General features: G+C 73.2%; 24 protein-coding genes. 15 read left to right on the top strand and 9 right to left on the bottom strand.

The features are described 5' to 3' along the window. Window positions 1-36 precede the first annotated feature (36 nt). The 8 genes from ACJ5H2_RS16890 (at window position 37) to ACJ5H2_RS16855 (ending at window position 7,103) form a co-directional block, all read left to right on the top strand. Window positions 37-1,077, top strand: coding sequence for a zinc-dependent alcohol dehydrogenase (locus ACJ5H2_RS16890; protein ID WP_408896597.1), 1,041 nt, complete (start codon window positions 37-39; stop codon window positions 1,075-1,077). Then, a complete protein-coding gene (locus ACJ5H2_RS16885) occupies window positions 1,065-1,475 on the top strand; it encodes a 6-pyruvoyl trahydropterin synthase family protein (protein WP_408896596.1) in 411 nt (136 codons plus the stop codon). Before ACJ5H2_RS16890 ends, ACJ5H2_RS16885 begins: the two co-directional genes overlap by 13 nt. 9 nt (window positions 1,476-1,484) lie before the next feature. Then, the gene (locus ACJ5H2_RS16880; RefSeq protein ID WP_408896595.1) at window positions 1,485-2,537 is read left to right on the top strand and encodes a glycosyltransferase family 4 protein; all 1,053 of its coding nucleotides are present in this window, start codon (window positions 1,485-1,487) and stop codon (window positions 2,535-2,537) included. A gap of 36 nt (window positions 2,538-2,573) precedes the next feature. Next, entirely contained in the window at window positions 2,574-3,485 is a 912-nt protein-coding gene (locus tag ACJ5H2_RS16875) for a lysylphosphatidylglycerol synthase transmembrane domain-containing protein (RefSeq protein ID WP_408896594.1), read from the top strand. Then, a complete protein-coding gene (locus ACJ5H2_RS16870; protein WP_408896593.1) occupies window positions 3,458-4,147 on the top strand; it encodes a RibD family protein in 690 nt (229 codons plus the stop codon). Before ACJ5H2_RS16875 ends, ACJ5H2_RS16870 begins: the two co-directional genes overlap by 28 nt. 159 nt (window positions 4,148-4,306) lie before the next feature. Further along, entirely contained in the window at window positions 4,307-5,128 is an 822-nt protein-coding gene (locus ACJ5H2_RS16865) for a M57 family metalloprotease (RefSeq protein ID WP_408896592.1), read from the top strand. Window positions 5,129-5,202: 74 nt separating this feature from the next. Beyond that, window positions 5,203-6,276, top strand: coding sequence for a redox-regulated ATPase YchF (gene ychF / locus ACJ5H2_RS16860; RefSeq protein ID WP_408896591.1), 1,074 nt, complete (start codon window positions 5,203-5,205; stop codon window positions 6,274-6,276). Window positions 6,277-6,455: 179 nt separating this feature from the next. After that, on the top strand, window positions 6,456-7,103 hold the full coding sequence (locus ACJ5H2_RS16855) for a DUF3800 domain-containing protein (protein ID WP_408896590.1): 648 nt from the start codon (window positions 6,456-6,458) through the stop codon (window positions 7,101-7,103). A gap of 324 nt (window positions 7,104-7,427) precedes the next feature. Here the strand turns inward: ACJ5H2_RS16855 and ACJ5H2_RS16850 are convergent, their stop codons facing one another. From ACJ5H2_RS16850 to ACJ5H2_RS16835, 4 genes are all read right to left on the bottom strand, one after another. After that, a complete protein-coding gene (locus tag ACJ5H2_RS16850; protein WP_408899646.1) occupies window positions 7,428-8,759 on the bottom strand; it encodes an ABC transporter ATP-binding protein in 1,332 nt (443 codons plus the stop codon). 130 nt (window positions 8,760-8,889) lie between these two features. Beyond that, window positions 8,890-9,732 carry an ABC transporter permease gene (locus tag ACJ5H2_RS16845; protein ID WP_408896588.1) on the bottom strand — a complete coding sequence of 281 codons (843 nt, stop codon included), beginning with the start codon at window positions 9,730-9,732 and terminating at the stop codon, window positions 8,890-8,892. After that, entirely contained in the window at window positions 9,729-10,697 is a 969-nt protein-coding gene (locus ACJ5H2_RS16840) for an ABC transporter permease (protein WP_408896587.1), read from the bottom strand. Before ACJ5H2_RS16840 ends, ACJ5H2_RS16845 begins: the two co-directional genes overlap by 4 nt. Beyond that, window positions 10,694-12,235, bottom strand: coding sequence for an ABC transporter substrate-binding protein (locus tag ACJ5H2_RS16835; RefSeq protein WP_408896586.1), 1,542 nt, complete (start codon window positions 12,233-12,235; stop codon window positions 10,694-10,696). Before ACJ5H2_RS16835 ends, ACJ5H2_RS16840 begins: the two co-directional genes overlap by 4 nt. 138 nt (window positions 12,236-12,373) lie before the next feature. On the opposite strand from ACJ5H2_RS16835, the gene ACJ5H2_RS16830 reads away from it, so the two are divergent. From ACJ5H2_RS16830 to ACJ5H2_RS16815, 4 genes are all read left to right on the top strand, one after another. Beyond that, window positions 12,374-12,904 (top strand): hypothetical protein, encoded by a 531-nt coding sequence (locus ACJ5H2_RS16830; protein WP_408896584.1) that lies wholly within the window; start codon window positions 12,374-12,376, stop codon window positions 12,902-12,904. Window positions 12,905-12,959: 55 nt separating this feature from the next. After that, on the top strand, window positions 12,960-14,255 hold the full coding sequence (locus ACJ5H2_RS16825; RefSeq protein WP_408896583.1) for a DUF222 domain-containing protein: 1,296 nt from the start codon (window positions 12,960-12,962) through the stop codon (window positions 14,253-14,255). Between the two features lie 328 nt (window positions 14,256-14,583). Then, the gene (locus tag ACJ5H2_RS16820) at window positions 14,584-15,237 is read left to right on the top strand and encodes a hypothetical protein (protein ID WP_408896582.1); all 654 of its coding nucleotides are present in this window, start codon (window positions 14,584-14,586) and stop codon (window positions 15,235-15,237) included. Window positions 15,238-15,241: 4 nt separating this feature from the next. Then, the gene (locus ACJ5H2_RS16815) at window positions 15,242-16,090 is read left to right on the top strand and encodes an alpha/beta fold hydrolase (RefSeq protein ID WP_408896581.1); all 849 of its coding nucleotides are present in this window, start codon (window positions 15,242-15,244) and stop codon (window positions 16,088-16,090) included. Window positions 16,091-16,094: 4 nt separating this feature from the next. Here ACJ5H2_RS16815 and ACJ5H2_RS16810 read toward each other — a convergent pair whose 3' ends face one another. Further along, window positions 16,095-16,310: a hypothetical protein gene (locus tag ACJ5H2_RS16810; protein WP_408896580.1), complete on the bottom strand. Its 216-nt coding sequence runs from the start codon at window positions 16,308-16,310 to the stop codon at window positions 16,095-16,097. 103 nt (window positions 16,311-16,413) lie between these two features. Here ACJ5H2_RS16810 and pcrA point away from each other — a divergent pair, with 103 nt between their 5' ends. Then, a complete protein-coding gene (gene pcrA / locus ACJ5H2_RS16805) occupies window positions 16,414-18,849 on the top strand; it encodes a DNA helicase PcrA (RefSeq protein ID WP_408896579.1) in 2,436 nt (811 codons plus the stop codon). 12 nt (window positions 18,850-18,861) lie between these two features. Here the strand turns inward: pcrA and ACJ5H2_RS16800 are convergent, their stop codons facing one another. Continuing rightward, complete coding sequence (locus ACJ5H2_RS16800) at window positions 18,862-20,025, bottom strand: M23 family metallopeptidase (RefSeq protein ID WP_408896578.1); 1,164 nt, start codon at window positions 20,023-20,025, stop codon at window positions 18,862-18,864. A 340-nt stretch (window positions 20,026-20,365) separates the two neighbouring features. Here ACJ5H2_RS16800 and sucC point away from each other — a divergent pair, with 340 nt between their 5' ends. Continuing rightward, entirely contained in the window at window positions 20,366-21,544 is a 1,179-nt protein-coding gene (gene sucC, locus ACJ5H2_RS16795) for an ADP-forming succinate--CoA ligase subunit beta (protein WP_408896577.1), read from the top strand. Between the two features lie 19 nt (window positions 21,545-21,563). Beyond that, a complete protein-coding gene (gene sucD / locus ACJ5H2_RS16790; RefSeq protein WP_408896576.1) occupies window positions 21,564-22,460 on the top strand; it encodes a succinate--CoA ligase subunit alpha in 897 nt (298 codons plus the stop codon). 108 nt (window positions 22,461-22,568) lie between these two features. Here the strand turns inward: sucD and ACJ5H2_RS16785 are convergent, their stop codons facing one another. The 3 genes from ACJ5H2_RS16785 to ACJ5H2_RS16775 all read right to left on the bottom strand — a co-directional run bounded on the left by ACJ5H2_RS16785 (window position 22,569) and on the right by ACJ5H2_RS16775 (window position 26,601). Beyond that, window positions 22,569-24,020 carry a hypothetical protein gene (locus tag ACJ5H2_RS16785; RefSeq protein WP_408896575.1) on the bottom strand — a complete coding sequence of 484 codons (1,452 nt, stop codon included), beginning with the start codon at window positions 24,018-24,020 and terminating at the stop codon, window positions 22,569-22,571. Further along, window positions 24,013-24,522 (bottom strand): RNA polymerase sigma factor, encoded by a 510-nt coding sequence (locus ACJ5H2_RS16780; protein ID WP_408896574.1) that lies wholly within the window; start codon window positions 24,520-24,522, stop codon window positions 24,013-24,015. Before ACJ5H2_RS16780 ends, ACJ5H2_RS16785 begins: the two co-directional genes overlap by 8 nt. Before the next feature lie 126 nt (window positions 24,523-24,648). Beyond that, window positions 24,649-26,601, bottom strand: coding sequence for a hypothetical protein (locus tag ACJ5H2_RS16775; RefSeq protein WP_408896573.1), 1,953 nt, complete (start codon window positions 26,599-26,601; stop codon window positions 24,649-24,651). Window positions 26,602-26,726 lie beyond the last annotated feature (125 nt).

Below are 26,726 nucleotides of genomic sequence, written 5' to 3'. Positions count from 1 at the left end.
TACCCACTGCTGGGACGAGCGGGGAAGGAGTCCGCCGTGGTAGAGGAGGCCCGGGCGTTCTGGATCACCGAGCCGGGACGCGGCGAGATCCGCACGGTCTCGCTGGCGGAGCCCCGGGCCGACGAGGTCCTGGTCCGCGCCCTGCGCTCGGGGATCAGCCGCGGCACCGAGTCGATCGTGCACGCCGGCCGGGTGCCCCGCAGCCAGTACGCCGCCATGCGGGCGCCCTTCCAGGAGGGAGACTTCCCGGGGCCGGTGAAGTACGGCTACCTCAGCGTCGGCGTCGTCGAGCGGGGACCCGACGAGCTGCAGGGCCGGACCGTCTTCTGCCTCCACCCCCACCAGACGGCGTACGTCGTGCCGGCCGCCGCGGTGGTCCCGGTGCCCGACTCCGTCCCGGTGGGCCGGGCGGTGCTGGCCGGCACCGTCGAGACCGCCGTCAACGCGCTGTGGGACGCGCCGCCCCTGCTGGGGGACCGGGTCACCGTGGTGGGAGCCGGCCTCGTCGGCTGCTGTGTCGCGCGGCTGGCGGCGGGCGTGCCCGGCGTGGGCGTGACCCTCGTCGACACCGACCCGGGACGGGCGTCGGTCGCCGCGGCGCTCGGCGTCGACTTCGCCGGCGCGGACGACGCTCCGGTCGACGGCGACCTGGTGGTCCACGCGAGTGCGACCGAGGCCGGACTGCGGCGGGCGCTGGAGCTGGTGCGCCGGGAGGGGACCGTGCTCGACCTGTCCTGGTACGGCGACCGCCCGGTCACCCTGCCGCTGGGCGAGGCCTTCCACTCCGGCCGGCTCACCCTCCGCAGCAGCCAGGTCGGGGCCGTCGCCCCTGCGCGCCGCGACGCGCGCAGCCACCGGAACCGGTTGGCGCTGGCCCTCGCGCTCCTCCGCGATCCCGCGTTCGACGCGCTGCTGACCGGATGCTCGCCCTTCGACGCTCTCCCCGAGACGATGGCGGCGATCGCGTCCGGCACGCTGTCGGGGCTGTGCCACGCGGTCGACTACACCGTCGACCCGACCCTCGACCCGACCCTCGACGAGACCGCCGAGCACGAGGAGGCCCGATGTTCCGGGTGACCGTCCGCGACCACATCATGATCGCCCACAGCCTCGAGGGCGAGGTGTTCGGTCCGGCGCAGCGCCTGCACGGGGCGACCTACGTCGTGGACGCGACCTTCGCCGGACCCGACCTCGACGCGGACGGGATCCTCGTCGACATCGGCCGGGCGACCGACGTCGTGCACGAGGTGCTGGGTCGGCTGCACTATCGCAACCTGGACGACGAGCGCACCGGAACGATCGGGCTGGCCGGCCAGAACACCTCGACCGAGGTCCTGGCCCGCTGGGTCGCCGACCGCCTGGCGGAGCGAGCGGCGGCGGGGGACCTCGGCCCGGGTGGCCGGCAGCTCGCGTCGATCCTGGTGACGCTCCACGAGTCGCACGTCGCCTGGGCCAGCTACGAGCGGCCCGTGTGAGTCGACGCCGTGACGGTCCACCTCCTGGTGCCCGAGGGCATCGACGACCCCCGCCGGCCCAGCGGGGGCAACGTCTACGACCGCAGGCTGGCGGCCGCGCTCCCCGAGCTCGGCTGGTCGGTGCGTGTGCACGCGGTCGGCGCGGCCGGCGTCGGACCGGTCCTGGCGCGGCTGCCCGACCGCGCCGTCGTCCTCGTCGACGGCCTGGTCGCCGCGGCCACCGACGCCCTCGTCGCCGAGAGCCGTCGGCTCCGGGCCGCGGTGCTGCTGCACATGCCCGGGTCCGGCCCCGCCGAGCCGGCCGTCCTCGGTGCGGTCGATGCCGTCATCACGCCCAGCGAATGGGCCCGCCGTCGCGTCGTCGAGGAGCACGGCGTCGCCCCCGGACGCGTCCACGTCGCGGTCCCGGGCGTCGACCCCGGCCCGCTCGTCCGCGGATCCGCCGGCGGCGAGGGGCTGCTCTGCGTGGGGCCGGTGACGCCCGCGAAGGGGTACGACGACCTGGTGGGCGCGCTCGCCGAGGTCCGCGACCTGGTGTGGCGCTGCCGGTGTGTGGGGGCGCTCGACCTCGACCCGCCGTACGTCGCGGCCCTGGGGGAGCGCATCCGTCGGCTCGGCCTCGCCGGCCGGGTCGAGCTCACGGGAGCGCTGCCGGGGGACCGGCTGGAGGCGCTGCGCGCGGCCAGCGATCTCGTCGTCGCCCCGTCGCGTCGCGAGGCCTACGGCATGGCGCTCGCGGAGGGCCTCGCCCGCGGCCTGCCCGCGATCGCGACCACCGTCGGCGGGCACCCGGAGGCCCTCGGCACCGCTGACGAGGGGGAGCGGCCGGGCGCGCTCGTCCCGGTGGCCGACCCGGGCGCGCTGGGCGCCGCGCTGCGCCGCTGGCTGGACGACCGCGACCTGCGCGAGCGGTGGCGCCGGGCCGCCGTACGTCGTCGGCAGGGGATGCGCGGCTGGCCGGAGACCGCCGTCGCGGTGGCCGCCGTGCTCGACCGGATCGCCGACCGGACCGTCGACCGGACCGTCGACCAGGCGCCCACCGCCGGTCGGGGCGAGGGTTAGGGGAGGGAGACGGCCATCCGCGAGGACAGCCAGCGCGTGAGCCTGCGAAGGGTCGGGACGTGGGCCCGGTGGCTGCTGCCCGTCGCCATCCTCGCCTTCCTCCTGGCCAGATGCGGGGCGGAGCCCTTCCTCGATGGGCTGCGGCACACCGCCCCCGGAGCGGTGGTGGCGGCGCTCCTCGTCACGGCCGTGACGACGGCGTGCTGTGCGCGCCGGTGGAGCCTGGTGGCCACCGGGCTCGGCGTCGGCGTCCCGTTCGCGGAGGCGTACCGGACCTGCTACCGGGCGCAGCTGCTCAACGCGACGCTGCCCGGCGGCGTGGTCGGGGACGTGCACCGCGGCTACCTCCACGGCCGTGCGAGCGGGGCGCTCGGGCGCGGCCTGCGCTCGGTCGTCTGGGACCGCGGCAGCGGCCAGGTGGTGCAGGCGGCCCTCGCCCTCGCCGTCGTCTGGCTGCTGCCGGGCGCGATCCGGGGCTGGGTGGCGGGCGCCCTGGTCGCGACGCTCCTCCTCGCCGCGGTCGCGCTCGCGGCGGCGCGGCGGGAGGCCACAGCGGCCCTCGGCCCGGTCTGGCCGCAGGTGCTGGCCCTCTCCGTAGTCGCGGCCGCGGGCCACGCCGCGGTCTTCGTGGTCGCGGCCCGCACCGCCGGCGTGGACCTGGCGGCGCCGCGGCTGGTGGCGCTGGGCCTGGTGGTCCTGCTGGCGTCGGCCATCCCTGCCAGCATCGCCGGCTGGGGTCCCCGCGAGGGTGCCGCCGCCTGGGCGTTCGGCGCCTGCGGGCACGGCGTCGGCACGGGGGTCGAGGTGGCGGTCCTGTACGGCGTCCTGTCCCTGGTGGCGACGCTGCCGGGCATGCTGGTCCTGCGAGCGCCGGGTACTGCCCGGCCGTCAGGCGGGACACCGGCGAAGGGAGGCGCGGCATGGTCGAGCGGCCCTACGTCCTCCTGAGCTGCAGCATCTCGCTCGACGGCTACCTCGACAGCGCGGGCGAGGGCCGGCTGCTGCTGTCGAACGACGCCGACTTCGACCGGGTCGACGAGGTGCGCGCCGGGTGCGACGCGATCCTCGTGGGGGCCGCGACGGTCCGCAACGACGACCCGCGCCTGCAGGTCCGCTCGCCGGAGCGGCGGCGGCGACGGCTGGCGGCCGGTCGCCCCGCGGGACCGGTGAAGGTGACCCTGACGTCGCAGGGAGACCTGCCCGCGGACGCGCGCTTCTTCACCGTCGGCGACGGCGAGAAGCTCGTCTACTGCCCCGACCCCACCGTTGCCGCGCTGGAGAGCCGGGTGGGCTCGCTCGCGAAGGTGACCGGGCTGGGTGCGCAGGTGCGCATGGACGCGCTGGTCGGCGACCTGGGCGCACGCGGGGTCGAGCGGCTGATGGTGGAGGGCGGCGGCACCGTCCACACGCAGTTCCTGACCGCGGGGCTCGCCGACGAGCTGCAGCTCGTCGTCGCGCCCTTCTTCGTCGGCGACTCGCGGGCCCGCCGCTTCGTCGGCGACGGCGGCTTCCCCTGGTGTGCCGAGCGTCGCGCCGAGCTCGTCGAGACCCGGGCGATCGGGGACGTCGCGCTGTTGCGCTACGCGCTGTCCGAGCGCTTCGAGCGCTGACGCCGACTGCCCTTCCTGGCGCCGCCCCAGGAAAGTCGTGGCTCAGGTTCTTGCAGCGCCCGACGCTGCCGGTTTCTGACCCGCAGGATGTCTTGTGGCGGATGGGTCGCCGGCGCTTCGATGAGCGCCGATCCACCCCTTCCATCGAAAGGTTCTTGCATGTTGTCTTCCCGGATCCACAAGATCTCCGCCGGAGTCGCGTGCCTGGTCGCCGCCCTCGCGGGCGCGTCCGTGTCGACGTCCGCCGGTGCCGACAGCACCGCCGACGTGCCGACGTACCAGCAGTTCGAGGCGTCGACGTACGTCGACGTCGACGGCGCCTATGTCGTCAACGGCGACGAGGCCATCTCCACCAAGGGCGACCTGCGGAAGTTCTACGAGCTCCTCGCGGGTCCGTCGAAGACCCACGAGGACGGCCTGATCGTCAACACGGTCAACGGCCAGGACGACAAGTGGAGCGCCAGCCAGGCCCTCAACCTGACCTACTGCGTGAGTACCCGGTTCGGCACGCGGCACGCCGACGTGGTCGCCGCGATGAACGCCGGCGCCGGCCTCTGGGAGGCGGCGACGACGAGGATCAACTTCGTCTACGTGCCCTCGCAGGACGGCAGCTGCTCGACCCGCAACAACAGCATCCTGTTCTCCGTCGAGCCGGTCGCCACGTCCCAGTACATCGCGCGTGCCTTCTTCCCGAGCACCCCGAAGCGGCAGCGCAACGTGCTCATCGACGACTCGATCTGGTCGTCGGGCACCTGGGAGCCGGGCGACATCCTCGCCCACGAGCTCGGCCACGCCCTCGGCTTCCGGCACGAGCACACCCGGCCCGAGGCGGGGACCTGCTTCGAGGACAACAACTGGCGGCCGCTGACGCCGTACGACTCGGCGTCGATCATGCACTACCCGCAGTGCAACGGCAGCTCCTCGGACCTGGAGTTCCAGGCGTCCGACGCGGCCGGGGCGCGCGCGCTCTACGGCTCCTGAGCCTCCCTCGGTGAACGGCGAGGGGGCCCGGCGGTGATTCGGGCCCCCTCGTCGTACCGCCCTAGGATTCGCGGGTGGCACTCACCATCGGCATCGTCGGTCTCCCCAACGCGGGCAAGTCGACGCTCTTCAACGCGCTGACCAAGAACGACGTCCTCGCGGCGAACTACCCGTTCGCCACGATCGAGCCGAATGTCGGCGTGGTGGGCGTCCCCGACCCGCGCCTGGCCACGCTGGCCGAGATCTTCGGCTCCGAGCGGCAGCTCCCCGCGACGGTGGAGTTCGTCGACATCGCGGGCATCGTGCGCGGCGCCTCGCAGGGGGAGGGCCTGGGCAACAAGTTCCTCGCGCACATCCGCGAGTCCGCCGCCATCTGCCAGGTGACCCGGGTCTTCCGCGACGAGGACGTCACCCACGTCGACGGCGAGGTCAACCCGGACAACGACATCTCCACCATCCAGACCGAGCTGATCCTCGCCGACCTCGAGACCGTCGAGAAGTCGATCGTGCGGCTGGAGAAGGAGGCCCGCAAGGTCAAGGAGCTCGCGGCCAACCTCGAGGCCGCGAAGGAGGCCAAGGAGGCGCTGGAGGCGGGTACGCCGATCATCGCGACCTCCATCGACCGGGCCCTGCTGCGCGAGCTCTCCCTGCTCACCGCGAAGCCGTTCATCTACGTCTTCAACTGCGACGCCGACGAGCTCCAGGACGAGGAGCTGAAGGCCCGCATGCGCGAGCTCGTCGCTCCGGCCGAGGCGATCTTCCTCGACGCCAAGTTCGAGTCCGAGCTGATCGAGCTCGACGACGAGGAGGCCGCCGAGTTCCTCGCCGAGGCCGGCGTCACCGAGCCCGGCCTCGAGGTCCTGGCCCGCGTCGGCTTCGACACCCTCGGCCTGCAGACCTATCTCACCGCCGGCCCCAAGGAGTCGCGCGCCTGGACGATCCCCAAGGGCGCCACGGCTCCCGAGGCCGCCGGCGTGATCCACACCGACTTCCAGAAGGGCTTCATCAAGGCCGAGGTCGTCTCCTTCGACGACCTCGTCGCCGCCGGCTCGATGGCCAAGGCCAAGGAGGCCGGCAAGGTGCGGATGGAGGGCAAGGACTACATCATGGCCGACGGTGACGTGGTGGAGTTCCGCTTCAACGTCTGAACCGGCGCGTTTGCGCAGGTCAGAGGGGTAGATCCCCTCCCAGTCCGCACAGAGTCCGCAAGAACTTCAGCCGGATGGGCTCGATCGGCCTGGCGAAGGCAGATCCTGGCCAGTGGCGACCCGATCTTCTGCGGCTGTGGAGGCGCGAGAGTGTCGGGAACCGCTGGCACACTCGTGCCGTGGTGGACCACTACCTGTACCTCGATGAGACTGGGACCCTCGACTTCGAGGGCCGCCCCGGTGAGGAGTACTTCGGCGTCGGCACGGCACACTTCGAGGGCGACCACCGTGACGCCATCTGGGAAGGACACCAGCTGCGGGTCGGCCTTGAAGCCAAGGGGATCAAGCTGCCGAAGGGCCTGCACGCGAAGAACGACTCCCACCCGACTCGCGGCGATGTGTACGCGACCATCGCGGCGCAGCAGGTCCGCTTCGACGCGACCCTCCTGAAGAAGAGCGCGGCCTACGCCAACGTTCGTGCCGCTGGCAAGGTTCGCCTCTACAAGATGGCAATCTGGCTTCACCTCAAGTACGTCATTCCCCGGGTCTCTGCCACCGGCGACCGCATCTTCGTGATCGCCGGCCATCTCCAGACCAGCGGCCATCGGGACGCGATCCGCCATGCTGTCGACGACGTCTGCCAGCAGAACGCCTTCGATCGCACCGTGGTCCCCTGCATCTGGGAGGCACAGTCCTCATGGGGCATCCAGGCAGCGGACTACGCGCTCTGGCGTATCCAGCGGATCGCTGAGGGCAAGACGGTGCCGGCGTACACCGACGTCATCCAGGGCCAGATCACGTCTATCTTCCGGCCGTGGGGGAGTTGAGGGCAGGTAAGAGGCCGGCTATCTCGGTTCCCCGAGAAGAAGTCCCCTGGACCTCTTGTCACCGGCCTGTACCTACATCAAAGCACGTGCCGCCGACAGATTCACGTTGGCCCACGGCGTGAGGCGAGCGCCAGCCCCGTCGCGGAGCGCGACCCCGGCGACGGGTGAGCGGTCCGCAAGTAGTCCGCAAGAAGTTCAGCTGAGACCGATGGTGGCCGACGATGCCCAATGGTCCCGCGGACGCGTTTGCCCAGGCCAGACGGCCTTTTCGGCAGCGATCGGCAATGACCAACAACAGCCGAAACCCCGCGTAATCGTTCCGGTTCAACGTCTGAGCTCGCGGACACGGACGTGCTCGGCGAGGTCCAGCCGGTGGTGCGTCACCGCGACCGCGAGATCCTGGTCATGGGTGACCAGCAGCAGCGCGCAGCCCGACGCGGCGACCTGGGTCATCAGGAGGTCCATGGTCGTCTGCTGGGTGGCGAGGTCGAGCCGTGAGGTGGCCTCGTCGGCGAAGACCAGCCCGGGCCGGGTGATCATGGCGCGCACGATCGCGATCCGCTGCAGCTCGCCGCCGGAGACCTGCCCGGGACGCCGGTCCAGGAGGTCGGCGGAGAGGCCGACCTGCTCGAGCAGGGAGCGCACCTCGGCGTCGCTGGCGCCGTGGCGTCGTACGACGTCCTGCATCGCGTGTGCGAGGGGGACCCGGCGCGGGAAGGAGAGCGCGGGGTCCTGGTAGAGCTTCTGCATCCCGGTGCCGCGAGCCGCCTCGCCCAGGGTGACCGTGCCGGCGTCGACCCTGGTGAGACGCAGGAGCGCGTTGCCCAGCGTGGTCTTGCCGACTCCGCTCGGGCCGGTCACCGCCCAGCGTTCGCCGGGGCGGATGTCGAGGGAGAGGTCGGTGAAGAGCCGCTGCTCGCCGTACGCCTTGGTGAGCCCGCGGGCCGTGACCAGCGGGGGAGCGTCGCCGGCGTCGGCGGGAGCCGCCATCCACGGGTAGCTCCATCGCGCGGGCTCCGCGTCGAGCAGGCGCCGGGTGTAGTCGTGCTCCGGAGTGCTGAGGACCTGCTCCGCGGGGCCGGACTCGACCACCGAGGCCTCGCGCATCACGAGGACGTCACCGCCCAGCCGTCGCGCCAGGCGCAGGTCGTGGGTGATCGTGAGGAGCAGCCCGCCCTCCGCGACGTGCGCGGCGAGCAGCTCGGCGAGCCGGTCCAGGGAGGCCGGGTCGAGGCCCTTCGAGGGCTCGTCCACCACGAGGATCCGCGGGCCCCCGATGGTCGCGGCCGCGTAGGCCACCCGTTGTGCCATGCCGCCCGACAGGGTGTGCGGGTACGACGAGCGCGCGTGGGCGAGACCGAGTCGGTCGAGGTGCTCGTCGGCGAGACGCAGCGCAGCGGCGTCGCGGGGCCGCCAGCCCGGCGCCCCTTCGGCCACCTGGGACCGGATCCGCATGGTCGGGTCGAGGGCCAGCGCCGGCTCCTGGGGAAGCAGGGCGAGCTCGCGACCCCACAGGTGCCGGCGTCCGTCGCGGTCGGCGAGGTCGAAGCGGGTGGTGCCGATCGTCATCGTGCCCTCGGCGTGCAGCTCCGCCGGGAGCGTGCCCATGAGGGCATGGGCGAGCACGGACTTCCCCGAGCCGCTCTCGCCGACGATCGTGAGGGCCGTCCGGGCTCGATCCGCAGGTCGGCCACCTCCGCCAGGGCCAGCGCGCCGTGGGTGACGACCGCTCGGGAGAGGACCAGAGCGTCACCGGTCCGGGCCGTGGTGGTCAGCGTGGAGTCGCTCATGCGTGGTCCTCGGAGGTGCGCAGGCTCAGGAAGCAGACGGTCAGCAGGAAGAGCACGGCGATCGGCGCCAGGCACATCCACGGCGCGACGTCGTAGAACGGGAAGGACTCGGTGATCATCAGGCCGAGCTCCGCGCGCGGCGGCTGCAGGCCGACCTTCACGAAGCCCAGCGTCGACATGGCGAGGATCGAGGTCACCATGCCGAGGGAGGCGAGGGTGGCCAGCAGCGGGGACAGGTCGGGCCACAGGTGCCGGCGCAGCACGTGGACGCGCCCCAGGCCCAGGAGCCCCGCCGCCTCGACGGCGGGTGAGCCGAGCACCAGCCCGGCGCGGGCGCGTACGACGCGGAAGTACTCCACCCACTGGGCGAGGGCGAGCCCGAGGTAGAGCGCCCACAGGCTGCCCCCGCTCGCCAGGGCGGAGACCAGCAGCACCACGAGCAGCGCCGGGATCGCGACGAAGGCCTCCGAGATCGCCCGGAGCACGGCGTCGACCCGGCCGCCGTACCAGGCCGAGGCGATGCCGGCCGCGGTGCCGAGCACGAGCGCGGTCGCGACGCACAGCGCCGCGAGCACGAGGGAGAGCCGGGTGGCGGTGGCGAGCCGCGCCAGCACGCTGCGGCCGTAGTCGTCACGTCCCAGCGGCTCGGCCAGCGACGGGCCCTCGAGATAGCGGCCCAGGTCCTGGGCCGCCGGGTCGGGCAGCACCAGCGGACCGACCAGGGCGAAGGCGGCCAGCGCCAGCAGCGCCGACACCGCCAGCCAGTGCCCGGCGCCGCGCGCGCGGCGTGGCCGGGAGCCTGCCGGCGTCGTGGTCTCGAGCAGGGGGACGGTCGTCATGCGGGGGCCTCCAGGCGACGCGGACGGGGGTCGAGCCAGAGCACGGCGAGGTCGACCAGGGTGTTGACGGTCACGATCAGCAGGGCGAGCACCAGGGCGGTCGCCTGCAGGACGGGCACGTCGCGCCAGAACACGGCGTGCACCAGCGCATGGCCCAGTCCCTGCCAGGCGAACAGGCTCTCCACGACGACGACGCCCTCGATGAGGACCACCACCTGCACGCCGAGATAGGGCACCAGCACGACGGCGGCGTTGCGGACCACGTGACGCAGCAGCACCCAGCGCTCCCGCAGGCCCTTGGTCCGCGCGAACCGGACCTGGTCCGAGCGCTGGACCTCGACGACGGCGTCCCGGGTCACCCGCGCGACGAGCCCGGAGAGCCCGATGCCCAGGGTGAGCGCGGGCAGCACGAGGCTCGACGCGCTGCCGTGCCCCACCGCGGGCAGCAGCCCGAGCTGGGCGGACAGGACCACGACCAGCAGCAGGCCGAGCAGGAAGGGCGGGACGGCGCGCACGCCCGCGACCCACGCGGTCGCGGCCCGGTCGAGCAGGCCGCCGGGCCGCCGGGCGGCGAGCACCCCGATGCCCCCGCCGAGGACGACGGCCACGAGCAGCGCCGTACCGGCCAGCTGGAGGGTGCCGAGGAGGTAGTAGCCCACCTCCTCCAGGACCGGCCGCGAGGTCACGAGGGAGCGCCCGAAGTCGAGCTGGAAGAGGTCGCCCAGCCAGCTGCCCAGCTGCTGCCACAGGGGTCGGTCCAGGCCCAGCTCGGCGCGGACCGCGTCGGCGGTCTCCTGGTCGACCAGGTCGTAGCCGTACCTGCCCGCCGCGATCCGGTACGCCGCGTCGCCGGGGAGGCGCTGGACCACCAGGAAGCACAGGGCGGAGACCAGCACGGCCACGCCGAGACCCTGGGCGGCCCGGCGGAGCAGCACGCCGCGCACGCCGGTGCCGGACCGGGTCACGACGCCCACCGCAGGTCGGTGATCCGCCAGCTGGTCTCCAGTGGGTCGATCACGAAGCCCGTGACGCGGTCGTTGACGGCCGCGTTCATGCGGTACCACGCGACGGGGATGAGCGGGAGCTGGTCCTGCGCCACCTGCACGATCGTCTCCCGGTGCTCCCGGGCCGCGGCCTCGCCGGACCCGGCCAGCAGGGCGTCGACGGCCGACGTGACGGCCGGGTCGCTCCAGCCGGTGACGCCCCAGTCCGCCCCACCGGGAGCGAAGACGGCGGCGATGTCCACCAGGGGGTCGGACACCAGCGCGAAGTGCTTGGCGATCAGCGCCAGCTCGAGGCTGCCGTCGGCATGGCCGGCGGGGATCTCGCTGGAGTTGGTCACCTCGACCTCGATCTGGACGCCGATCTCGGCGAGGGCGGCCTGGATCGCGGTGGCGAGCGCGGGGAGCTCGGTGCGGTCGGGGTAGGTGAGCAGCGTGAGCCGCAGCGCCTTGCCGTCCTTGCGGAGCGTGCCGTCCTCGTCCGGCGTCCAGCCGGCGTCGGCGAGGAGCGCGAGCGCGGCCCGCTGGTCCTGGTGCAGCGGCTCGACGTCGGCCTGCCAGGCGTCGAGCGAGGGAGGCAACAGCTGGGTCGCGGCCAGGTCCTTCTCGCGCAGCACCGCCTCGGCCATGGCCTCGCGGTCCAGCGCCAGGCTGAGCGCGCGGCGTACCCGCACGTCCCCCAGGGTCGGATGGGCGGCGTTGACCTTCAGCAGGATGGTCCGCGGCTGGAGGCTGGACTCCATGCGCACGCCGTCGGAGGCGTCGACCCGCTGCCGGCCTGCCGGCTCCAGCCCGAAGACGACGTCGGCCTGGTCGCTGACCGCCATCACCGCGCGGGACTCCGCGCGGCCGACCGCCTGGAAGGAGACCCGGGCGACCTCCGGCCGCTCGCCGCGCCAGTCGTCGAAGCGGCGGGTCGTGATGGAGGCGGGGAGCTCGATCTCGTCGATCTCGTACGGGCCGCTGCCGATCACCTGGGTCACCCGGCCCTCGTCGTCGTACGAGGCGGGGGCGAGGATCGCGGTGCTGTAGTGGGTGAGCACGGCGGGCAGCGTGAGATAGGGCCGCTCGAGCTCGACGACCAGTGCCCCGTCCTCCGGGTGGAGGTGCTCGATCGGTACGTCGGCCAGCGGGCTGGCCTCCTGGGCGGCCGCCCGCTCGAGCGCGGCGACCACCGTCGCGGGCGTCACGGGTGTGTCGTCGTGGAAGGTCGCTCCCTCGACGAGGTCGAAGGTCCACTCGGTGTGGTCTGGAGAGGACGACCAGGCCGTGGCGAGCGCGGGAGCCAGCTGGCCCTCGACGTCGCTGGTCACCAGCGTCTCGGAGACCTGCAGGCGCGTGAAGATCTCGCCGTCGGCCGTCGGGTCGAGGCTGTGGACCTCGAACGGTCCGGCGATCCGGAGGGTATCCGAGGACGACCGTGAGGCAGCGGGGCCGCCGCAGGCGCTGGCGCAGAGCGCGGCGGCGGCGAGCAGGGCGACGAGGGGGCGGGGACGATGCATGGTCGGGCCTTCCGGAGCGGGGTGGTGGCCCGAACCGTAGTGAGAATGATTCTCGAAATCAAAACGTCGGCGTGATGGCTACTTCGCCGCGACGGGTACTGAGAGGGAGGCGAACCGCCGGCGGAGAGGAGACTCGTCGTGACTGGGGCCGTGAAGGGCAGGTCCGCATCGGCCGGCTGGCGCTCGCACCCGTCGCTGACGATCTGGGTCTACGACTCGCCCCTGGGCGCGGCGGCGGGCGAGGTCCGCCTCAAGGAGCTCGTCCGGCGAGGGGTCGTGATCGCGATGGAGGCCGTCGCGGTGACCTGGTTCCGCGGCACCCATCGACCGCACGTGGGACATCTGCGCCGCCGCTCGTCCCCGCCCGGGGAGTCGCTGCTGAGCGGACTGGTGGACCTGCTCACCGACACCGGTCCTCAGGGCGAGCGACGCGTCGCCGCGCTGTGCGCGGCCCTCGACGGCTCCGGCATCGACCACGAGCTCCTCGTCGACACCCGCCGGGCGCTGGTGCCCGGCACGTCCGCCCTCCTGGTGCTGGCGAGCGACGTCAACCTGGACGTCGTCAGCCCGATCGTCGAGCACGGCCGGGCGCGGCGTGGCGTCGTCATGGCCCACGCCGACCTCCAGCCGCGCGCCGTCGACATGCTGCGCAGCGCTCTGCTGTCGTAGGCGGCGGTGCTCGCGCCGCCGGGGTTTGTGTCGGACCCCTGGGTTGTGATGGGGCATGGTCACCGATCGGGCGGTGGTGGATCTGGAGGGTCTGCCGGCAGCGGGGGTTCTCGACTTCGTCGAGGCCCAGCATGTGGCGCGCCTGGAGGCGGAGCGGGCGATCCTGCGTGCTGCCTACCAGTGGGCGGTGCTGCACCACCCGGACCGGCTGCCCGTGACCGATCGTCGTGGCCGGGAGCGGGCACGCCCGGCGGGCGGGACCGGGACGCCGCTGGTCACCGAGCACGCCGCAGCCGTGTTCGGGGCCCGGGTCCAGACCAGTCCGTATGGTGCGCGGCGGTTGATCGCGGACGCGGTGGACCTGCAGCTGCGCCTGCCTCGGTTGTGGGCGGGCGTGGAGGCGGGCACGGTCCGCGTGACGCACGCGCGTCATGTCGCGGACGCCACCCGGGAGCTCTCGCCCGAGGAGGCGGGATGGGTGGATGGTGAGGTCGTCGAGGTCGCCGACGGCCGGTTGGCGTGGGCGCGGTTCGAGGCGGTGGTGGAGGGCAAGGTCGCCGCCGCGGCCCCGGAGCTCGCTCGCGCGCGGGAGGAGGCGGCCGCTAAGGAGCGGTGTGCCCGGATGGGCAGGGTGAACAAGCACGGCATGGCCACCCTGGTGATCAGGGCCGACGCGGTCACGGTGGCGGGGATGGATGCCGCCATCACCGCGGTCGCGGACCGGTTGACCGAGACGATGCCCGAGTCGATGCCTGATGCGGTGGTCAACGATCGCCGGGTCGCCGCCGCGGCGGTGTTGTTGAACCCCGCCGCGCACCCGGATCTGAGTGTCGGTCCGGTGAAGGTCCGCGCCAAGACCTACATCCACCTCTCCACGGACCCCGACGCGTCCGAGGTCGCGCGGGTCGAAGACCATGGACCGGTCACCATCGGCCGGGTGGTGCAGATGCTGGGTGCCGCCGGGGCGCGGGTGCAGGTGACCCCGGTGGTGGACCTGCCCGGCATGGTCCCGGTCGACTCCTACGAGATCCCCGCCCGGCTGCGTGAGGCGGTCCACCTGGTCCACGGCGGGGACGTGTTCCCGTTCGCGGCGAACACCGGCCGGCGGGTCGACCTCGACCACGCACAGCCCTACAGCGAGGGCGGGCAGACGAGCATCGAGAACCTGGGGCCGTTGACCCGGACCCATCACCGGATCAAGACCCACGCCGGCTGGACCGCACGACATCCGTTCCCCGGGATCGTGGTGTGGCGCGATCCCCACGGGGCCCACTACCTGGTCGACGCCACCGGCACCCGGCACGTCACCGGCGACGAGCCGCACGAGGTCGGCGAGCACCGCGCAGCCTGAGCATCAGGCTGCGGTGGTCGATCCAGCCTGGACGCTCGGATTGACTTCCCGTGCAATCGGCGTACCGAGAGCTGGTCCCATGGAAACTCGTCCTTCGCCTGCGTCCCTGCCTACGGTGCGGCGCGAGAGCACCACCACGACCGACCCCGGGGCGACCCGGCAGATCGAATGCCTCTGCTGTGGCCGCGTCACGCCCCACGTCCGGGGCAGGACGACCCTCGCCGCGGGTGGCTCGGTGACGGTGCAGTGGTGGACGTGCACCGTCTGCGAGGAAGGCGAGGCCCTCTGAGCCGAGGGCGCCCCGCCGCAGCTCGCATGGGTCGCGATCGTGACCGTCACCCTCGCCGAGCTCGTCGTCGCCGACCCGCCCGACGCCTGGCGCTCGGCGGGGTTCTCCGTCGACGACGAAGGCGACTGCCTGGTGGGTGGAGTGCGGATCCGCCTCGTCGGCCGCGAGGGCGGCGCAGGCATCGTCGGCTGGTCGCTCGGCGGACTGCCCGACCCGACCAGGGCCGAGCTCGACGGGGTGCCGACGACCGCGGCCGTCCCCTCGACGATGCCGACGGGTCCGGGGGTCCACCCGCTCGGCGTGACCCACATCGACCACGTCGTGCTGCTCTCGCCCGACCTCGCCCGCACCACAGCGGCCCTGGCGGCCGTCGGCCTCGACGTACGACGGGAGCGGGACGCCGTCCTCGGCGGGACGCCGATGAGGCAGCTCTTCTTCCGTCTCGGCGAGGTGATCCTCGAGGTCGTCGGCGCGCCGGGCTCCGCGAGCGACGGGCCCGCCCAGCTGTGGGGCGTCACCCACACGGTCGCGGACGTCGACGCCGCGGCCGCTCTGCTGGGGGAGCGGACGTCCCCGGTGAAGGACGCGGTCCAGCCCGGACGGCGGATCACGACGCTGCGACACCGCGACCTCGGGATGTCGGTGCGAACCGCGCTGATCTCGCCCCACGTGCGCCGCGCTGGACCACAATGACCCGATGAGATCGCGCTTCGGGGCAGTGACCACCCTCCTCACCCTGGCGGCGCTCGCGCTGGCGGGCTGTGGCGCCGACGAGGAGCCGGCCGCGGGCGGAAGCTCCGCGTCGCCCGAGCAGACCCCGTCGAGCTCCCCGCCGACCGCCGCGCCCTGGCAGCCCCTCACCGGCCCGCTGAGCCGGTGCGGTCCCCAGCCTGCCGCCGCCGCGGACGCGGGCTTCGTGCCGACCACCCTCGAGGACGAGGAGGTCGGTCGGATCAGCGCCGTCACCGCGGGGAGCGGACCGACGGTCGCGATCCTCCTGCACCAGACCGACGGCAACGGCGCCTGCGGCTGGCTGCCCTACGCCGCCCAGCTGGTGGCCGAGCCGGGGGTGCAGGTGCTGGCCATCGACCTGTGCGGGTACGGCGAGTCCGAGTGCACGGGAGACCGGTCGTCCGGACCCGCCCAGGTCGACGCGGTCGCCGTGGCGGTTCGCGAGGCACGCACGCGGATGAAGGCAGCCCGGGTGGTGGTCGTGGGAGCCTCGATGGGCGGCAGCGTCGCGCTGATGGCCGCCGCGAGCCCCGTGGAGGTGGACGCGGTCGCCGACCTGTCCGGGCCGGTCGACTGGGACGGCATGGAGGTCGTCGACGGCGGCCGGGCACTGCGCGTCCCGGTCCTCGTCGCGATGGCCGACGGCGAGGGCGAGGACCAGGTCGCCGGCGCGCGGGCGATCGTGGACGCGGCCCCGCAGGGCAGCCGGTTCGAGCCCGCCGAGTCGGGCCACGGCTACGACCTGCTGCTGGACCGAGCCGACCAGCCGACCCCGTTGGGGAGCGCGGTGCTCGGCTGGGTCCGCGGGGAGTGAGCGGTCAGGGCCGTCGCTGCAGGACGACCCAGCCCAGGGCGACGCCGAACCCGGCCAGCAGGGGCCCGATGATCGAGAACGTCTGCGACGTCGCGTCGCCGATCACGCCCCACGAGAGCAGGGTCCAGTAGACGCCCACGGCGACCATCACCAGGGCAGGCGGCAGGCCGAGGATCATCCTCTGCCGGCGCGAGCGCGCCCCGTAGCGGTCCTGGTCCACGGTCCGAGGCTACGCGGTGCGCCGGTCCGCGGGCGCGCCGGGTGTGGACGAGGGCGACCACGGCTCACGTCCCGTCGGCAGGGCGCCGTAGGCTGGACGGAGCATGATCGAACCAACGAGCGCGACGCCCCCAGCCCTCACCGCTGAGTCCCTCCTCGACGGGCTCAACGACCCGCAGCGGGAGGCCGTGCGGCACGAGGGCGCGCCGTTGCTGGTGGTCGCCGGGGCGGGCTCGGGCAAGACCCGGGTGCTCACCCGGCGCATCGCCTGGACGATCGCGGTGCGCAAGGCCCACCCCGGCTCGATCCTCGCCATCACCTTCACCAACAAGGCAGCCGCCGAGATGAAGGAGCGCGTCGCCGAGCTCGTCGGCAACCGGGCCCGGATCATGTGGGTCAGCACCTTCCACTCGGCGTGCGTGCGGATCCTCCGCAAGGAGGTCGAGCACCTCGGCTACGAGCGGCTCAAGTCGAACTTCTCGATCTACGACACCGCCGACCAGAAGCGGCTCATCCAGCTGGTCTGCAGCGACCTCGAGCTCGACCCGCGCCGCTACCAGCCCGGGCCGGTGCTGCACTGGATCAGCAGCCAGAAGAACGAGCTGCGCGAGCCCGACGAGGTCGCGGCGGAGGCCCGCAACGCGATCGACGAGTCGTACGCCGCGGCGTACCGGACCTATCAGCGGCGGCTGCGCGAGGCCAACGCGATGGACTTCGACGACCTCATCATGGAGACCGTCCGGCTCTTCCAGCTCAAGCCGGAGGTCCGCGAGACCTACCGCCGACGCTTCCGGCACATCCTCGTCGACGAGTACCAGGACACCAACCACGCGCAGTACGCGCTCATCCACCAGCTCTGCGGCCAGGACCTGGAGGAGCACGACCCGACGACCCTCGACGGCCTGCCCGCGCATCGCGTGCCGCCCGCCGAGCTGATGGTCGTCGGCGACGCGGACCAGTCGATCTACGCCTTCCGGGGCGCCGACATCCGCAACATCATGGACTTCGAGAAGGACTTCCCCGACGCGCGGACCATCCTGCTGGAGCAGAACTACCGCTCGACGCAGACCATCCTGTCGGCGGCCAACGCCGTGATCGAGCGCAACGAGGGGCGCAAGCCGAAGCGCCTGTGGTCCGACGCGGGCGACGGCGAGCGGATCGTCGGCTACGTCGCCGACGACGAGCACGACGAGGCGCGCTTCGTCTCCGGCGAGATCGACAAGCTCACCGACGGCGGCCTACGGCCCTCGGACGTGGCGGTGTTCTACCGGACCAACGCGCAGTCGCGCGTGTTCGAGGAGATCTTCGTCCGCACCGGCATGCCCTACAAGGTCGTCGGCGGGACCCGCTTCTACGACCGCAAGGAGATCCGCGACGCGCTCGCCTACCTGCGCGTGCTGGTCAATCCCGACGACCAGGTCTCGCTGCGCCGGATCGTCAACACCCCCCGCCGCGGCATCGGCCAGCGCGCGGAGGCCGCGGTCGGCGCGTTCGCCGAGCGGGAGCGGATCACCTACTGGGAGGCCCTGCAGCGCGCCGCCGAGGCGCCGGGCCTGGCGACACGCAGCCAGAGCAGCATCGAGGGCTTCGTCGCGATGATCCAGGAGCTGCAGCAGATGGTGGAGGCGCGGGAGCGACCCGACGTCATCCTCGAGACCGTGCTCGACCGCTCGGGCTATCTCGTCAGCCTGGAGAGCTCCGACGACATGCAGGACGAGACCCGCTTGGAGTATCTCGCCGAGCTCGTCGCCGTCGCCCGCGAGTTCGCCGAGGACCCGGTCGCGGGTCCCTCCGCCGATCCCTCCGACGTCGACGCCGGCATCGTGGAGCCCGGCCTGGGCGACTTCCTCGAGCGGGTCGCGCTCGTCGCCGACGCCGACCAGATCCCCGACGCCCCGGACGACGACCCCGACGCTCCCGAGGACCAGGGCGTGGTCACCCTGATGACCCTGCACACCGCCAAGGGCCTGGAGTTCCCGGTCGTCTTCCTCACCGGGATGGAGGACGGCGTCTTCCCGCACTCACGTGCCCTCGGCGACCGGCCCGAGCTCGAGGAGGAGCGGCGACTGGCCTATGTCGGGATCACCCGTGCCCGCCAGCGTCTCTACGTCTCGCGTGCCATGGTCCGCTCCGCCTGGGGCGCACCCGCCATGAACCCCGGGTCGCGCTTCCTGGGCGAGCTCCCCGTCGACCTGGTCGACTGGCGCCGCACCGAGGCCGACCAGACCCGCTGGTCGCGCCCGTCGTACGGCTCCGACAGCGGCAGCGACTACTCGGGCAACCGCTTCGGTACGCCGACCGCGGCGGGCCGCCGCAACTTCAGCTCCGCCGCCGCCCGCGCCGATGCCGCGGCCAAGGCGAAGCCGGCCCGCCCCATCCCGGTGCTGGCGCCCGGGGACAAGGTCACCCACGACTCGTTCGGGCTCGGCACGGTGGTCTCCGTCGAGGGCGCCGCGGAGAAGTCCGTCGCGTCGATCGACTTCGGCTCCGACGGCGTCAAGCGGCTGCTGCTGCGGTACGCGCCGGTGGAGAAGCTCTGACGGGGTCGTGCCTTACGGCGCGACGCCGTTCTGGCGCAGTGCGGCGTCGGGGTCGACCGGGTCGCCGCCGCCGGGACGCACCTCGAGGTGCAGGTGGGGGCCGGTGACGTGGCCGGTGCTGCCGACGTAGCCGATGACCTCGCCCGCGCGGACGGTGTCGCCGACGGAGACGTCGAAGGAGGTCTGGTGGCAGAACCAGAGCTCGGTGCCGTCCTCGAGGGTGAGGACGGTCTTGTTGCCGTAGGCGCCGTCGTAGCCGGCCGAGGTGATCGTGCCGTTGGCGACCGCGCGGATCGGGGTGCCCGGAGGGGCGGCGAAGTCGAGACCGGTGTGGTAGCTGGCCCACAGTCCGTACTGGCCGAAGGTCGCGGTCAGGCGGTAGCTGTCGAGCGGCAGCACCCACTTGTTGAGCGCGATCTCGTTGGCCTCCTTCTGCGCCTTGGCCGTCAGGTCGCTGAGGGCGCTGGTGCGCTCCTCGGCGGTGCGCTCGGCCTCGGCGACGAGGTCGGAGCCGGCGGCCTGGGCGAGGGCGTCCCGGTCGGAGTCACGGCTCACCGTCTCCGCGCGGTCGCCGACGGTGGCGCTGCCGAAGGAGCCGGTGAGGGCGTTGGGGGAGGTGAGGCGGTCACCGCCGGCGGTGAGCTTCGGGTCGGCCGAGGTGACCACGCCACCGACCGCGACGGCGATCGTCGCGACCCCGACCGCGACGGGCAGGGTCGGCAGACCCCGGAAGAGCGGCCCACGGGAGCCGGCGTGGCGCACGGCCCGGCGCTTCCCGGCCGGCTGCACGGCTCGCAGGGTGGTCGAGGAGTCCGACAGCGCGTCGGCGAGGGGGATGTCGCGCAGCGCCGGCAGCTCGACCGTGGGCATCCGCTCCATCGGGCGGGCGGGCACCACGGCCTCGGAGGCCAGGGTCGGCTCGCTGACGGTCAGGACCGGCGCCGCGACGGGGACGACGGGTGCGATCGTGGCGAGCGGGGTGGCCGGCTCGTCGACGCGCGGCGCGGGCCGGGCGACCCGCTTGCCGACGTACGTCGACGGGGTCGCGGTCTCCGCGCGGTTCGCCACCCGCTTGCCGACGTAGCCCGTGGGTACTGGGCTGGTGGAGGCGGTGGGGGAGGAGCCGAGGGTCGCTTCCGGGCGCGGCGCGTTGAGGTCCGCTCGGTGGTTACCCATCGACTGCTGACTCCTAGGGGGACGTTCGTGCAGGCGCGCTCCGCCGGTGTGCCCGACCCGTGCGCCCCGAGTAAGCGCCTCGTGCCGAGGTGGCCGTCGGGTGACGGCCGGGTGAAACGTGCGTGCCGACGATAACCGATGCCGGCAGCGCCCCGAAATCCTACGACGGGCCCCTGGGGACGGTCAGGCGAACGCCCAAACCTGCCGTGTGCGTGAGTCCGGTCACGTCGGTCCAGCCAGCGGGCGCCCGGACTCGTCCTACTGGTGGGTCAGGACTATCGTGCCCGAGGGTGTGCCGCTGTGCGCACCGAACCTCTGACCAAGACGTGAGGACGTATCAGTGGACCTGATGGAGTACCAAGCGAAGGAGCTCTTCGCGAAGCACGGCGTGGCCACCACCCTCGGGACGGTCGTCGAGACCGCCGAGGAAGCGCGGGCCGCGGCGGAGCAGATCGGCGGCGTGACCGTCATCAAGGCGCAGGTCAAGGCCGGTGGCCGTGGCAAGGCCGGTGGCGTGAAGATCGCGAAGACGGCCGACGAGGCCTTCGAGCACGCGTCGAACATCCTCGGCATGGAGATCAAGGGCCTGACGGTCAACCGCGTCCTGGTCACGCCGGCCACGCCGCCGGAGGAGGAGTACTACTTCTCCTTCCTCCTGGACCGCTCCAACCGGCAGTACCTCTGCATCGCGTCCGTCGAGGGTGGTGTCGAGATCGAGGAGGTCGCGAAGACCAACCCCGACGCCGTCAAGAAGATCGCGATCGACCCCGGCACGGGCGTCGACGCGGCGAAGGCGCGCGAGATCGCCACCGAGGCCAAGTTCCCGGAGCCGGTCTTCGAGCAGGCCGTGACGATGATCGAGGACCTCTACAAGGTCTTCGTCGAGGAGGACGCGACGCTCGTCGAGGTCAACCCGCTCGCGCGGCTGGCCGGCGACAGGCTCGAGGCCCTCGACGGCAAGGTCTCGCTCGACGACAACGCCTCCGAGGTGCGCCACCCCGAGCACGAGCAGTTCGAGATCCGCGAGGAGGCCGACGCCCTGGAGTCGAAGGCCAAGGACCTCGGCCTCAACTACGTCAAGCTCGACGGCCAGGTCGGCATCATCGGCAACGGCGCGGGTCTCGTCATGAGCACCCTCGACGTCGTCGCGTACGCCGGCGAGAAGCACGGCGGCGTGAAGCCGGCCAACTTCCTCGACATCGGCGGCGGCGCCAACGCCCAGGTCATGGCCAACGGCCTCGACGTGATCTTGAACGACGAGCAGGTCAAGTCGGTCTTCGTCAACGTCTTCGGCGGCATCACCGCCTGCGACGAGGTCGCCAACGGCATCAAGGGAGCCCTCGAGCTGCTCGGCGACAAGGCCACCAAGCCGCTGGTCGTGCGCCTCGACGGCAACAACGTCGAGCAGGGCCGCGCGATCCTCAACGAGCTGAACCACCCGCTCGTGACCCAGGTCGACACCATGGACGGCGCGGCCGACAAGGCCGCCGAGCTCGCCCACAACGGCTCGGCCGCCTGAGGCCGGGGGGAGAAGAACCATGAGCATCTACCTCAACAAGGACAGCAAGATCATCGTCCAGGGCATCACGGGCGGCATGGGTGCCAAGCACACCGCCCTCATGCTCGACTCGGGCGCGACGATCGTCGGCGGCGTGAACGCCCGCAAGGCCGGCACGACCGTCACCCACCAGGACCACGACGGCAACGACGTCGAGCTGCCGGTCTTCGGCACGGTCGCGGAGGCGATGAAGGAGACGGGCGCCGACGTGTCGGTCCTCTTCGTCCCGCCGGCGTTCACCAAGGACGCCTGCATCGAGGCCATCGACGCCGAGATCCCGCTGATCGTCGTGATCACCGAGGGCGTCCCGGTCCAGGACACGGCCGAGGTGTGGTCGTACCTGCAGGGCAAGAAGACCCGGATGATCGGCCCGAACTGTCCCGGCATCATCACGCCGGGCGAGTCCCTGGCCGGCATCACGCCGCACACCATCGCGGGCAAGGGCCCGGTCGGCCTCGTGTCGAAGTCGGGCACGCTGACCTACCAGATGATGTACGAGCTGCGTGACTTCGGCTTCTCCACCGCCATCGGCATCGGCGGCGACCCGATCGTCGGCACCACCCACATCGACGCGCTCCAGGCCTTCGAGGAGGACCCGGAGACCAAGGTGATCGTGATGATCGGCGAGATCGGCGGCGACGCCGAGGAGCGGGCCGCGGACTACATCAAGGCCAACATCACCAAGCCGGTCGTCGGCTACGTCGCGGGCTTCACCGCCCCCGAGGGCAAGACCATGGGCCACGCCGGCGCCATCGTGTCGGGCTCCGCGGGCACCGCCCAGGCGAAGAAGGACGCGCTCGAGGCCGTCGGCGTCAAGGTCGGCAAGACGCCGTCCGAGACCGCCGCGCTGGCTCGGGAGATCCTGCAGTCGCTCTGACCGGTCTCGAGACGGTCGCTGCGTGACCTCCTCGACCACCGGACGCAGAAGGCCCGCCACCCCCGAGGGGTGGCGGGCCTTCGCCATCTGGCGCCGCCGCGTCCGGCGTCAGCAGCCGGAGCCGCTGAACGGGCACATCGCCTCGACGACCTCGCCGGCCTGCTCGACGAGCTCGGCGATGGTCTCCTCCTCGCGTCCCTGCGGGTTGCCGGCGTGGCCGCCGCGGCTCTCGACGAGGACGGCGCTGCCGACCCGGACCACGAGCAGCGTCTCGCCGAACGGCGTCGCGCCGCCCTCGCTCTCGGCCCAGCCGAGCACGGCGTACCCCTCGGCGCCCGCGGTCACCTCGCGCACCTCCCAGCGGCGGGTCGTGCCGTCGCCGGTGTCCTGCTCCCGGGGACAGGCCCGGTAGAGGTCGGCGACCCGGGTGACCGCATCGGCCGCGGCGTCCGCGCTCGGGTAGGTGGTCAGCTGGCGGTACCGGACGTCCTCGACGTCGACCCACTCCGCGGACAGCCGGTCCGACCGGCGGGGGTCCTGGGCCGTCTCGCCGCAGGCCACGACCGGGATCGGGTCGAGGCCGCGCAGTGGACCGGTCAGCGGGTCCTCGGTCTCGCCGCCGGCCTCCGGCCACCCGGCGGCCAGCGGGAAGTCGTCGGCGATCCTGCTGCCCGGCACCGCGGTCGGGTCGAACGGCTCGCCCCCGCCGGGGCGCAGCAGGTCGGCGGCGACGGGAAGCATCCGCTCGACCGGCGTGCCGTCGGTGAAGGTGTAGTCCTGCCCGACGATCGCGGAGTCCAGGACGGCGAGCCGGTCGCCCACCCGGACGATGCCGGTCTCCGCCAGGTAGGCGGCGTCGCCGTAGGGGTCGAGCTCTCGCGGAGCCGGTCCGTACTGCGCGTCGATGATCTGGGCGGCGCTGTCGCCGCCGACCTCGACGTCGACCGTCCGCGGCTCGAACGCCCGGTACTCCGGCGACTCGGTCTGCGCCACCTGCTCGGTGCAGTCGCGCACCCAGCCGGCGATCGTGTCGTAGGCGGCTGCCGCGGTCGCGGCGTCCGGGAACTGCGCGATCGACTCGGCGAGATGGTCGCCGGAGACCTCGACGGAGGGCTCCGCGGTGTTGCGCAGCTCGAAGCGGCGCTGGAAGACGGCCGTGGCGCCGAGGCTGCCGAGGCTCTCCCGCGCGCACAGGTGGAAGGCAGCCTGGCCGTCGCCCTCCGAGGTGTCGGTGGTGAACCAGTCGCTGCTCTCGCTGTGGACCGTGTCGTCGTCGCCGAGCAGGTCCTGCGGGCCCAGGGCCCCTCTCGGGTCGCGGGTGACCAGGTCGCGGTCGGTGCGCTCGGGGTCGTCGCCGGTGAGCGCGAGGATGGGCGCGGTCACGGCGACCGCCGCGAGGACGGCGCCGCCCGCCACGAGGGCGGTACGCCGGCGGCGGAGGTGGTCGCCCCTGCGGCGTACGTCGGCGGCTGAGAGCGGCATGTCTCCTCCTGCGCGAGCGAGGTCCGCCCCGAACCGGGCGAGGTCCTCGACGGGATCGTGGTCCGCGTGCTCAGGCATGGGTGGCCCCTCCTTCCGCCAGGCCGGGCTCGTCGGCCAGCAGGGCGGCCAGGGCCGCCCGTCCGCGGCTGAGCCGGGCCTTGATGGTTCCCTCCGGCACGCCGACCTCCGCCGCGACCTGCTGGACGGGGAGGTCGGCGATGTGATGGAGGACCAGCGCCTGGCGCTGGGCCTCGGGCAGTCGTCGCAGCGCGGCGACCAGCGCCACGTGCGACTCGTCGACGGCCGCCGCGGTCCCGGCCTGCTGGAGCGCGCGGTCCGGGGAGCGCTCGCCGCGCTTGCGGCGGCGCCACCGGCTCACGGCGAGCCGGTGCGCGGTGGTGCGCACCCACGCCTCGGGGTACTCCGCGCGGTCCAGCTTGCGGCGGTGCGCCCAGGCCCGGGCGAACGCCTCCTGGGTGCACTCGGTGGCCTCGTCCAGGTCGCCGATCATCGCGTAGACCTGACCGGTCACCCGGCGGAACGAGGCGGCGTAGAACTCGTCGAACTCGCTGGCGTCCACGCCGACCTCCTCTCGGTGCTCCGCTGCCTCCGTCGGCAGCGTGGGTTGTCGAGGGGGATACGCCCGAGGACCGGGTCCGGTTGCACGTCGCGCAGAAGTGGCGTCGGAAAGCCGGGTCGGCCGGGGTCAGCTGGGATCGTACGGAGCCGAGCGCGCCAGCCGGTCGAGGGCGCGCTGCGCGAGGGCGACGAAGTCCTCGTCGACGATCCGGGCCTTCGGCGCGGCGACATAGGCCAGCACCGAGACGGCGGTGCCCTGGCGGAGCACGGCGACGTCGTACTCGACGGTGCGGTCGCCCGGCAGTGCGGTCGACAGGTGCCACACCGACAGGGCCTGGGCGCCCCTGCCGGTGCTCAGCAGCTCCTGGACCTCGGTGCCGGCCGTGGCGTCGAGCTCGGGACAGGCTGCCATCTGCTCGCGGAAGCGCGCCACGAACGCGCCGGCCGCGCCGCCCGGGAGGGCGCCGACGGTCTGGGTGAGCCCCACCTGGGGTGGCAGCTTCGCACCGCCGAACACGAAGGTACGGAACTCGTTGCCCTGGATCGCCTTGCCCTTGAACCGGCCGAACAGGTGCACGGTGTTGCAGCCGATGGCGCCGGCGTCGATCCGGTCCTCGCCCAGCGCGGTCGCGGGCGTGCCGACCCACGGACCCGGGTCCGGGGTGATGGGCGGCAGGTCGATCTCGGAGAGCATCGAGGGCTTCTCTCCGGCCGGGTACGGCGCGCGCGGCACCGGCGTCGGGTCCGGGATGGCGCAGCCGCCGGCGTCGGGCAGCGCGCAGATCCGGCCCACGGCCGAGGCGAGAAGCCGGGCGACCCCGGCGCGGTTGGCCCGCGCCGCCGGCACGGTGGAGGTCAGCGAGGTGACCGTCGTGAAGAGCCCGGTGCGCGCCACCCCGACCACGTGGGTGGAGGCGTCGACGCGCGAGCGCAGCACGAAGAGGGTCGACTGGTCGCCGACCCCGGGCAGGTCGGCGGTGCCGACCAGCTGCACCCGCGGCACGGCGGCGCCCTCCTGGTCGGGCGAGGGACAGGTGGCGAACCAGCGCCGCGCCTGGCGGTAGGTGCGCTCGGCCCGCTGCTCGGAGGAGGAGGCCTCGGCGACCTGGACGACGCTGCGCGGCGCCTGCGGGTCGCCGCTGTCGCGGAAGGTGCGGACCCAGGCCGCGGTGCCCTGGGGATCGGCGTAGCGGACCGGCTGGCAGGGGAGGGCCAGCCCGTTTCCGGAGGAGTTGTCGGTGGTCGTGCCCTCCTGCCAGCCCCGGCCCGGGACGGCCTGCCGCAGCACGTCGAGCGGGACCAGGCTGGTGTCGGGCAGGGTGGTGATCGCCGGGCCCGCCGGGGCCGGCCCGCCGGCGGCGGGGGGCTCCTCCCGGTCGAGCGTCGGGCGCACGCCCGCGCCGTCGGTGGCCACGGCGCCGCCCGCGACGAGGGCGACCACGGCCGCCGCGCCTCCGATCACGGTGTGCGCGCGGCGGCGGGCCCCGCCGGCGCGCCGGATGATGGTCACCCGGGGCCAGGTGACCGAGGTCGTGGCCCGGGACAGGCCGTGGAGCGCGAGCGGGATCACCGAGGTGGGGATCGACAGGGCGGTGGCGAACTGGGCAGCGCCGAGCTGGAGCTCCCGCTCGGCGGCCTCGGAGGGCAGGCCGATCTCCTGCGCCATCTCGTCCATGGTGACCGCGGCGAGCTGGGTGAGCAGCAGCGCCTTGCGCTGCACGACCGGCAGGGCCGTGAGCGCGTCGAGGGTGCGCCGGGTCTCGTCGTCCAGGTCCTTCTTGCGGTGCCAGGGGCGGGTGCTGCTGCGCCGCAGCGCCTTGCGCCACGCGTCGGGCCGCACGGCCGACTCGGGGTCGGCGAGCCGACCCGTCTTGCGCCAGTGGTGCCAGGACACGACGAACGCCTCGCGCACCGCGCTGCGCGCGACGGCGAGGTCCCCGGTGAGCGCGAAGGTCTGGAGCAGCAGCCGGTCGCGGGCGTCGCGGTAGAAGGCGTCGAAGCTGCCCATCAGGTCCGCGCTGCTGACGTAGGCGGACCGGGGCTGGTCGGGGGCAGGGGTCACCCGGTCGTCCGCGGTCATGGCCGCACCACCGTACGCCGTGGGCCGTCGTGCGCCCCAACCAGACCCGGGGTGGTCCTCGTCTCTGCGGGCCTTTGCCCCCTTCCCGGCGTGGCGGCCGAGAACCCGCCGTACCGGCGCGTGAA

It is taken from the genome of Nocardioides pymetrozini, from assembly GCF_046058985.1.
Classification (GTDB): Bacteria; Actinomycetota; Actinomycetes; order Propionibacteriales; family Nocardioidaceae; genus Nocardioides.
This window is presented reverse-complemented; position numbering and strand designations above follow the sequence as displayed.

Excerpts from the sequence above, each read along its gene's own strand:
- ACJ5H2_RS16870 (WP_408896593.1), top strand. The coding sequence starts at position 3,458 with ATGGTCGAGCGGCCCTACGTCCTCCTGAGCTGCAGCATCTCGCTCGAC.
- ACJ5H2_RS16835 (WP_408896586.1), bottom strand. The coding sequence starts at position 12,235 with ATGCATCGTCCCCGCCCCCTCGTCGCCCTGCTCGCCGCCGCCGCGCTC.
- ACJ5H2_RS16800 (WP_408896578.1), bottom strand. The coding sequence starts at position 20,025 with ATGGGTAACCACCGAGCGGACCTCAACGCGCCGCGCCCGGAAGCGACC.
- ACJ5H2_RS16775 (WP_408896573.1), bottom strand. The coding sequence starts at position 26,601 with ATGACCGCGGACGACCGGGTGACCCCTGCCCCCGACCAGCCCCGGTCC.
- ACJ5H2_RS16845 (WP_408896588.1), bottom strand. The coding sequence starts at position 9,732 with ATGACGACCGTCCCCCTGCTCGAGACCACGACGCCGGCAGGCTCCCGG.
- ACJ5H2_RS16815 (WP_408896581.1), top strand. The coding sequence starts at position 15,242 with ATGAGATCGCGCTTCGGGGCAGTGACCACCCTCCTCACCCTGGCGGCG.
- pcrA (WP_408896579.1), top strand. The coding sequence starts at position 16,414 with ATGATCGAACCAACGAGCGCGACGCCCCCAGCCCTCACCGCTGAGTCC.
- ACJ5H2_RS16825 (WP_408896583.1), top strand. The coding sequence starts at position 12,960 with ATGGTCACCGATCGGGCGGTGGTGGATCTGGAGGGTCTGCCGGCAGCG.
- ACJ5H2_RS16785 (WP_408896575.1), bottom strand. The coding sequence starts at position 24,020 with ATGCCTGAGCACGCGGACCACGATCCCGTCGAGGACCTCGCCCGGTTC.
- sucD (WP_408896576.1), top strand. The coding sequence starts at position 21,564 with ATGAGCATCTACCTCAACAAGGACAGCAAGATCATCGTCCAGGGCATC.
- ACJ5H2_RS16865 (WP_408896592.1), top strand. The coding sequence starts at position 4,307 with ATGTTGTCTTCCCGGATCCACAAGATCTCCGCCGGAGTCGCGTGCCTG.
- ACJ5H2_RS16885 (WP_408896596.1), top strand. The coding sequence starts at position 1,065 with ATGTTCCGGGTGACCGTCCGCGACCACATCATGATCGCCCACAGCCTC.